Below are 8,773 nucleotides of genomic sequence, written 5' to 3' on the forward strand. Positions count from 1 at the left end.
AGATGGGTATAAGAGACAGTCCCACGTCCCGGGCCCACCCTGGCAGGCTGGGGCGCATGACGGACCTCATCCTCACGGGCGCCTCACGCGGAATTGGCCATGCCCTGGCCCTGGCATTGGCGCCGATTCAAAACCAGAGGCTCCTGCTCGTGGCTCGCGACGCAGGCCGGCTCCAGGCGCTGGCGGCGGACGTCGAGCGACTTGGAGGCCACGCGCTCGCGGTGTCTGGGGACCTGGGGACGGTGGAGGGGGCGCGGAAGCTGGGGGAGCGCCTGGCGGAGCTCGTCACGCCGGGGGCGACGCTGGTGCACAACGCGGGGCTGTGGCCTTCGGAGCGGGTGCTCAACGCGGACGGGTTGGAGACGTCGTTCGTCACCAACCACCTGGGGCCGCTGGTGATGCAGCGCTCGCTGCTGGAGGCCGGCCGGCTGCGGCGCATCCTGGTGGTGAGCGGAGGCCTCCTCGTCATGGGCCGCTTCGATGCCGCGCGCACGCCCACGGGCGAGGACTTCTCCGGCCTCCGCACCTACTGCAACACCAAGCTGTGCTTCGCGCTGGCCATGCGCGACGTCGCCGCCGCGCACCCGGAGGTGGACGTGGTGGTGCTCCATCCGGGCGTGGTGCGCACGGACCTGGCCGCGCGGCCGGGGCTCGTGGGCTGGCTGCTGTCCCAGGTGAAGCGCGCCTGGGAGCGCCCGGAGGTCTGCGCCGCGCGGCTGGTGCGCATCCTCCAGCGGGAGCGCTGGTCCCCTCCGGGGGACGCCCGCTGGCTGATGGAAGAAGCCGAGCGGCCATGGCCCGCTGTCACGGAGAACGCGGCCACGCGGCAGGCCCTGCGCGACACCACCGCGCGGCTGCTCGCGGCGCGCTGACGGTCGGCCCTGCCCGTGGAGGCCTGTCCCCTTCTCGGGCCCCTTCCGCGTGAGGGCGTGGCCAGCTTCCCCGTGGGAGGCACGCCATGCAGGAGCGGTCACGTCCCAGCAAGCAGAACGGCCTTCGTGCCCCCGACGCGCCTTCCGTGCCGTGGCATGCGCTGCCCCCGGAGACCGTGCTGGAGCGGCTCTCCAGCGCGCCCCAGGGACTGACGGAGGAGGCGGCCCGGGAGCGGCTCGCGCGCCAGGGTCCCAACGTGCTGGAGCGCTCGCGGCCGGAGAGCGCGTGGAAGTTGCTGTGGCGGCAGATCGACAGCCCGCTCATCTGGGTCCTCATCGCTTCGGCGGGCCTGGCCATCCTGCTGGGCAAGGTGACGGATGGGCTCGTGGTGGCCGCCGTCGTGGTCCTCAACACCGTCATCGGCTTCGTGCAGGAGTACCGCGCGGGCCGCGCCATCGAGGCGCTGAACCACATGGTGCCGGAGACCGCCCACGTCCTGCGGGACGGGCACCCCGTGGCGCGGCCCGCCGCGGAGCTCGTCCCCGGTGACGTGGTGCAGCTCGCGTCCGGCGACCGCGTGCCCGCGGACCTGCGCCTGCTGCGCTCCCGCAACTTCCAGGTGGAGGAGGCCGCGCTCACCGGCGAATCCGTCCCCTCCAGCAAGCACGTCGCGGCCGTCGCCGGGGACGCGGAGCTGGGAGACCGGGCGAGCCTCGCCTTCGGCGGCACGCTGGTGACCTCCGGCACCGCCACCGCCGTCGTCGTCGCCACGGGCAGCGCCACGGAGCTGGGCCGCATCTCGCATCTCATGGAGCAGGCCGCGGACCTGAGCACGCCGCTCACGCGCGAGCTGGCCCGGCTGGGCCGCGTCATCTCGGCCGGCATCGTCGTGCTGTCCGCCGTGCTGCTGGGGGTGGGGATGTTCCGGGGCTACGCCTTCAGCGACGCCGTGCTGGTGGCCATCACCCTGGCGGTGGCCGCCATCCCGGAGGGCCTGCCCGCCATCGTCACCATCGCCCTGGCCATCGGCGTGCAACGCATGGCGGCCCGCCGCGCCGTCATCCGCAAGCTGCCCGCCGTGGAGACCCTGGGCAGCACCACCGTCATCTGCACCGACAAGACCGGCACCCTCACCCGCAACGAGATGACCGTGCAGGCGCTGTGGACCTGGCGCGGGCACTACGCGCTCACCGGCGTGGGCCACACCCCCGAAGGACAGCTCCTGCGCAACGGGCGTCCCGTGGAGGAGCTGCCCGGAGACGTGCACGCGCTGCTGCTCGCGGGCGTGCTCTGCAACGAGGCCGACCTCCAGCCGCGCGAGGGACGCTGGGGCATGACGGGCGACCCCACGGAGGGCGCGCTGCTCTTCGCCGCGAAGAAGGTGGGCCTGGGCGTGACGGAGCCGCGTGAGCGTCATCCCCGCCTGGACGCCATCCCCTTCGAGTCCGAACACCAGTTCATGGCCACCCTCAACGCGGACGGCCCGGAGGGGCACGAGCTGTTCCTGAAGGGCGCTCCGGAGGTGGTGCTGCGCCGCTGCGGACCGGGGACGGACCGGGACGCCGTGTTGACGGAGGTGGAGCGCATGGCGCGGCAGGGGCTGCGCGTGCTCGCCTTCGCGCGCAAGGGCATGCCCCGGGCGGACGCGCTGCGGCCCCACGACGTGGAGGATGGCTTCACGCTGCTGGGCCTGCAGGGGATGATCGACCCGCCCCGCGAGGAGGCCGTGGCCTCCGTGAAGGGCTGCCACGCCGCCGGCATCCAGGTGAAGATGATGACCGGCGACCACCTGGGCACGGCGGAGGCCATCGGGCTCCAGCTGGGCATCCACTCCCCGGCACACCCCGGCCTCACCGGCGCGCACCTGGCCTGCATGAGCGACGCGGAGCTGGCCCAGGCGGTGAAGGACACGGACGTGTTCGCGCGCCTGGCCCCCGAGCACAAGCTGCGCCTGGTGCGCGCGCTCCAGGCGCAGGGGCACGTGGTGGCCATGACAGGCGACGGCGTCAACGACGCGCCCTCGCTCAAGCAGGCGAACATCGGCGTGGCCATGGGCATCACCGGCACGGCGGTGTCCCGCGAGGCCGCGGACCTGGTGCTGACGGACGACAACTTCGCCACCATCGTCGCCGCCGTGGAGGAGGGCCGCCGCGTCTACGACAACCTCGTCAAGTCGCTCGCGTTCGTGCTGCCCACCAACCTGGGCCTCGCCCTCATCCTCATGCTGGGCGTGACCTTCTTCCCCCTCCAGGAGGCCAACGGCGTGCGCGAGCCGCTGCTGGCCATGCGCCCCACGCAGCTGTTGTGGATCAACCTGGTGGCCACCGTCACGCTGGCGCTGCCGCTGGCCTTCGAGGCGAAGGAGCGCCACGTCATGCGCCGTCCGCCGCGCGCGCCGGACACGCCCGTCCTCAGCCACTTCGTGGTGATGCGCACGGGACTGGTCGCCTTGCTGATGGCGGCGGGCGCCATTGGCCTGTTCCTCTGGGAGCTCGCGCGCCAGGGCGGCATCCGCGCGGCCCCCACCGACCTGGCCCTGGCCGAGGCGCGCACCATGGCCGTCAACACCGTGGTCAGCTTTCAGATCTTCTACCTGTGGCTGTGCCGCACGCTGACCGGCTCCACGCGCGAGGTGGGCTTCACCAGCAACCGCACCGTCTTCCTGGGCATCGCGGCGCTGGTGCTGCTCCAGGCCGCCTTCATGTACGTGCCCTTCTTCCAGCGCCTCTTCGGCTCCGCGCCGCTGTCGCTGGGGGACATCGCGCGGTCGGTGCTGGTGGGCGCCTGCGTGCTGCCCATCGTGGGCCTGGAGAAGTGGCTGCGCTCACGGCGGCAGGAAGCGGGACGGAGCGTGGGCGCCACCTGAAGGAAGGAGTCTGGCCCCCGCGCCCGCGTCAAGGACTCCGCTGCGCGCGCGAGTCCAGCTGCTCGAGCAGGGCCACCAGGTCCGAGAGGTGGCGCACGGCGGTGTAGTGGACGCGCACGTGCTCGTGGGCCTGGGTCCCCAGGCGGGCCGCCAGGACGGGCTCCTCCAGGAGCCTGCGCACGCAGGCGGCGAACGCCGGCAGGTCCCCGGGGTCGCGCACGAGCAGGCCATCCACCTCGTGACGCACCTGGTCCTGGAGGCCGCCCACCGCGCTGGCCACCACGGGACGGGCCTTCCACATGGCCTCCGTGACGGTGAGCCCGAAGCCCTCCCGCAGGCTCTTCTGCACCACCACCGCCGCGTGACGCTGGAGCGCGTTGACGATGGCGGCGTTCTCCTCCGGGTCCACCATGGGCAGGCTGGCCAGGTGCACGCGCTGCCGCAGGAAGCGCGGCTGCTCGCGCCATACGGAGATGACGTTCTCCAGCGTCGCCGCCGCCTCTGGATCATCCGCGACGGACAGCACCGAAGGCCCGGCCAGGACCAGGTCCGCGCGCAGGTCGGGCGACTCCCGCAGGAGCAGCGCGAAGCCCCGCAGCACGCCCACCGGATCCTTCAGCGGGTCCCAGCGGGAGACCTGCACCACCAGCGGGGCCCCGGGGGCGGGCGCCGAGCCCAGCCGGACGATGTCCGCCCCCCGTGACACGCGGGCCGGGACCCCATCCGTCCGGGTGAAGACGGGCTCGGGGGCCTCCGGCGCCAGCGCCACGAGCCCGGTGTGGCCCAGGATGGCGCTCGCGACCTCCGGCGCCATGGGCTGGTTCTTCACCGCGAAGATGTCGATGGAGGGCGGGATGACGACGGAGCGGTCCGCGAGCAGCGGCGGCACGTAGGCGGCCCGGGAGAAGACCGCGAGCCGCGCGGCGGACAGCCCCGGCGCGAGGAACGCCCACGCCCGCGCCACCTCCTCATCCGGCGTGTCACACCCGATGTGGCAGCGCCAGATCACGCGCGCGCCCGCCGCCGCGAGCGTCGGGGCCAGGCCCGCGGTCTGCGGGTCGTGCAGCAGCACCACGTCCCCCGGCCGCACCAGGACGAGCAGCTCCTCCGCGTTGTCGCGGAGCACCTCGTCGTAGCAGGCGCGCTCGGAGGGCCCCAGGGGCGAGCCGTCTCCCCGCGAGCCATGCAGCGCGTGGTGCAGCCGCTTGGTGATGCGGAAGAAGGCGGGCGTGCCCTGCACCACCATCCAGCGCGTGTCCACGCCCGCCCCGCGCGCGTAGGCGAGCATCCGGGGCAGCAGCTCCGCCACGCCGCCGCCCCGGGCCGTGGAGTTCACGTTCCAGAAGGTGTGGCCCGCCAGCTGGTCCCGGGCCTGCTCCGCGTTGGCCTGGAGCGCCGCCCACTCCGCCCCCGTGAGCGCCGGCTGGAAGCACGCCAGCGAGCGGGCCTGCACGTGGACCTCGAAGGGCTTCAGCATGGAGACCATCACGGCAGCGCGGGGTGTTTGACCACCAGCACCGGCCGGCGGCTGCGGGCCACCACCTCCTGGGCCACGGACCCCAGCACCGCGCGGCGCACGCCCGTCCGGCCGTGGGAGCCCAGGCAGACGATGTCCGCGCCGTACCGCTCCGCCGCCTGGCAGAGCGCCTGCGCGGCCTGGATCCCCGACAGCAGCTCCACCCGGACGGTGACGCCCCGGCGCTCCGCGTCGCCGGGGACCAGGGCCTCCAGCTCGCGCCGCACCTCGGCCTCGTCCCCCATGTCGCCCAGGGTCACCGCGGGCCAGAAGTCCGCGTAGACGATGGGGAGCGGGGACTCGATGACGTGCGCGAGGATGAGTTCCCCGCCCCGGGGCAGGAGCGACAGGGCATGGGGGATGGCCAGGTTCGCCAGCGGCGAGAAGTCCGTCGAGACGAGGACGCGCTGGATGGACGGGATGTCCATGGCCGCCGGGGCCTCGCGCGGGCCCTCGACCGGCACGCACGCGACCGCCGCCACCGGCGCGACCTGGAGCGAGGGCAGCGAGACGGAGCCATGCCGCATGCGCCGCATCCCCCGGCGCTGGTGGGTGCCCAGCAGCAGCAGGTCCGCCTTCGCCTCCTGCGCGAGCGTGCCCAGCGGCTCCACGACGCTTCCATATCCCAGCGCCATCCGGAGCTCCGCGCGAGGCTCCCCGATGCGCTCCAGGCGCTCGCGCAGGTCCCGCTCCAGGATGGACTCGATGCCCGGCGTCCCCCCGCTCGCGCGGTACAGCCCGAGCCGCCCGTACTCCGTGGCGGGGTTGTAGACGTGGGCGACCGTGAGCTCGATGGGCCCCGCCCGGCGCAGCTCCGGAAGCCAGCGCAGCGCGACCTCCGCGCTGTGGGAGAAGTCGTCCCCCACGGTGACCCGCAGGGGGCGCTGGCCCTGACACCATTCGAGGAAGGGCGCGGCCAGGCGCACCATGAGGAACGGGCAGTGCGCGGCCTGCGCGACGCGCGCCGGGACGCTGCCCAGCCGCCAGCGCTTCTCCGACCGCCAGCCCAGGGCCGCCGTGACAATCATCCGCGCCCGCAGCTGCCCGGCGTGCGCGACGAGCACCTCGTCCGGAATGCCCAGCAGCACCCGCGGCTCCACGGTGAGGCCCTCGCCGCGCAACGTCGCGGCCTCGGCTTCGAGCCGCTGCTCGAGGTCGGAGATGGCGCTGCCGCGCTCCGCCGGCCAGTCACGCCGGAGCATCCCGGGCTCCGTGACGTGCACGAGCGACAACGTCACGCCCGTCTTCCTCGCGAGGGCGGCCGCGACGCGGACCGCCTCCTGGGAATGCTCCGAGAAATCGGTCCCGACGACGATGGCCATGCCCGCCCCCATCCGGGGCCTCGCACTCCGGGCTTCGCGAAACGAGGCCCCCTGTGCGGAACGTTGGAGCCGGGCCTCGCGGGTGCAAGGGGCCGGACGGGGAGGGGCAGGCGCGAGGGCGCGGGGCTTGCGCGCACCCTCATCCCGGGGAGGGCGCCGCGTCGCGGGCACGCCCGGCTTCGGCGGCGCCGGGCGCCACGGGGAAGAGGAGCTCCAGGTGATACACGCCGTCCTCGCGGCGGGTGCGCACGGGCAGGCCGCTTTCGTGGAAGACGTTCAGCATGGAGGCGTTCGTCACCAGCACGTCCGCCTGGAAGCCGGGGATGCCCCGGGCCATGGCGGCCTCGCGGATGCGCCGCATCAGCAGCGTGCCCACGCCCCGCCCCTGCCAGTCGTCCCGAACCACGAAGGCCACATCCCCCAGGCGCGTGGCGGGGTCCACGACGTAGTGCACCTCGCCCACCACCTCGTCCGTGCCCGGGGGGCACGCGACCAGCGCCATGGCGTGCTCGTAGTCCAGGTCCACCAGCCGTTGGATCTCCTCGTGCGGGTACGCCTTCCTGAACCCCATGAAGCGCCGGTAGCAGCTGTCTCCGGACAGGCCGTACAGCAGGTCCTGCAGGGCGCGCTCGTCGGTGACGCGGGCGGGACGGATGACCAGCGCGTCGTGGGACAGCGTGTGCTCCAGCCGCTCCTCCGCCCAGGGGTAGCGCGCGCGGGGCACCACCTGGTCGGGCAGCACCCAGCGGCGTGCCTTGGCCGCGGCCAGCAACTCCGCCCGGAAGTCCGGGTGGGCGATGGCGACGAGCGCGAGCGCGCGCTCGCGGATGCTCTTGCCCCAGAGGTCCGCGACGCCGAACTCCGTCACCACGAAGTGCACGTCGCCCCGGCTCGTCACGACGCCGGTGTCGGGCGCCAGCGCCCCCTGGATGCGGCTCACCGTCCCGCCCTTCGCCGTGGAGGGCAGCGCGATGATGGCCCGCCCGCCGGGGCTCTGGTTCGCGCCCCGGATGAAGTCCACCTGCCCGCCGATGCCGGAGTAGAAGCAGCCGCCCAGCGTGTCCGCCGCCACCTGGCCGGTGAGGTCCACCGCCAGGGCGGCGTTGATGGCGACCATGCGCGCGTTGCGCGCCACCACCGCGGGCGCGTTGGTGTCGTCGCTCGGGCGCATCTCGATGGCGGGGTGGTCATGCGCCCAGGCGTAGAGCCGCTGGCTGCCCATGATGAACGACGTCACGAGCTTGCCCGGCAGCCACGTCTTCCGCTTCCCGGTGATGACGCCCGCCTCCACCAGGTCCATGACGCCGTCGGAGAGCATCTCCGTGTGGAGGCCCAGGTCGTGGTGGTGCGCCAGCGCCGCCAGGACCGCGTCGGGAATCCTGCCGATGCCCGACTGCACCGTGGCGCCGTCCGGGATGAGCCGGGCCACGTGCGCGCCGATGCTCCGGGACACCTCGTCGGGCGGCCCGGGGTGGACCTCCAGCAGGGGGCGCTCCACCGGCACCAGGTGGTGGATGCGGCGCACGTCCAGGAACGAGTCCCCGTGGGTGCGCGGCATGTCCGGGTTGACCTCCGCGATGACGAGCGAGGCCGCGTCCACCGCGGCGCGCACGATGTCCACGGAGACGCCCAGGCTGACGTAGCCGTGGGCATCCGGAGGGCTGACCTGGATGAGCGCCACGTCGATGCGGATCCGCCGGCTCCGGATGAGCTCCGGGATGTCTGAAAGGAACACCGGCATGAAGTCCGCGCGCCCCTCCTGCACGGCCTGACGCACGTTGGGCCCGATGAAGAAGGCGACGTGGCGGAAGCGCCCGGCCTGCGCGGGCTCCACGTAGGGCGCGGGCCCCAGCGTCAGCAGGTGCACCACCTCGTTGTCCGCCAGGAAGGGGCCGCGCTCCACCAGGGCCCGCACCAGCGTCACCGGCTCCGCCGCGCCCGAGCCGATGAGGATGCGCCTTCCGGGCTGGACGTGGAGCAGGGCCTCCTCGGCCGTCCTCACCCGGTCCGCGTGGCGTTGGGTCCAGTCCTGTCGCGCGTGCATACCCCTCCGGATAAGCACGAGGCGCTCCACTCGCGGACCGACGGCGGATGAAGCGCCGGCCCCAGGGCCCGCCGCCAGCAGGAGCCCAGGCGCCGTGACGGGCAGGCCCGCGGTGCCCCTGCCGCCACCCGTGACGGCGTGCGCCCGGAGAG

5 protein-coding genes are annotated in these 8,773 nt (G+C 73.7%); 2 read left to right on the plus strand and 3 right to left on the minus strand.

Annotation, left to right across the window (positions count from 1 at the left end; all coding sequences use genetic code 11):
• A partial coding sequence (locus D7W79_RS08735; protein ID WP_244221661.1) for an SDR family NAD(P)-dependent oxidoreductase occupies nucleotides 1–872 on the plus strand: 872 nt, incomplete at its 5' end.
• Nucleotides 873–958: 86 nt separating this feature from the next.
• Complete coding sequence (locus D7W79_RS08740) at nucleotides 959–3,739, plus strand: cation-translocating P-type ATPase (protein WP_120524884.1); 2,781 nt, start codon at nucleotides 959–961, stop codon at nucleotides 3,737–3,739.
• Between the two features lie 28 nt (nucleotides 3,740–3,767).
• Here the strand turns inward: D7W79_RS08740 and D7W79_RS08745 are convergent, their stop codons facing one another.
• From D7W79_RS08745 to D7W79_RS08755, 3 genes are all read right to left on the minus strand, one after another.
• Nucleotides 3,768–5,225, minus strand: a complete 1,458-nt coding sequence (locus tag D7W79_RS08745) for a glycosyltransferase (RefSeq protein WP_244221662.1) — start codon at nucleotides 5,223–5,225, stop codon at nucleotides 3,768–3,770.
• Nucleotides 5,225–6,577 carry a universal stress protein gene (locus D7W79_RS08750; RefSeq protein ID WP_158616918.1) on the minus strand — a complete coding sequence of 451 codons (1,353 nt, stop codon included), beginning with the start codon at nucleotides 6,575–6,577 and terminating at the stop codon, nucleotides 5,225–5,227. Before D7W79_RS08750 ends, D7W79_RS08745 begins: the two co-directional genes overlap by 1 nt.
• Before the next feature lie 139 nt (nucleotides 6,578–6,716).
• Entirely contained in the window at nucleotides 6,717–8,621 is a 1,905-nt protein-coding gene (locus D7W79_RS08755; protein ID WP_120524887.1) for a bifunctional acetyl-CoA hydrolase/transferase family protein/GNAT family N-acetyltransferase, read from the minus strand.
• Between the last annotated feature and the right edge of the window lie 152 nt (nucleotides 8,622–8,773).

It is taken from the genome of Corallococcus exercitus (genome assembly GCF_003611585.1).
In the GTDB taxonomy this organism is placed as follows: domain Bacteria; phylum Myxococcota; class Myxococcia; order Myxococcales; family Myxococcaceae; genus Corallococcus; species Corallococcus exercitus.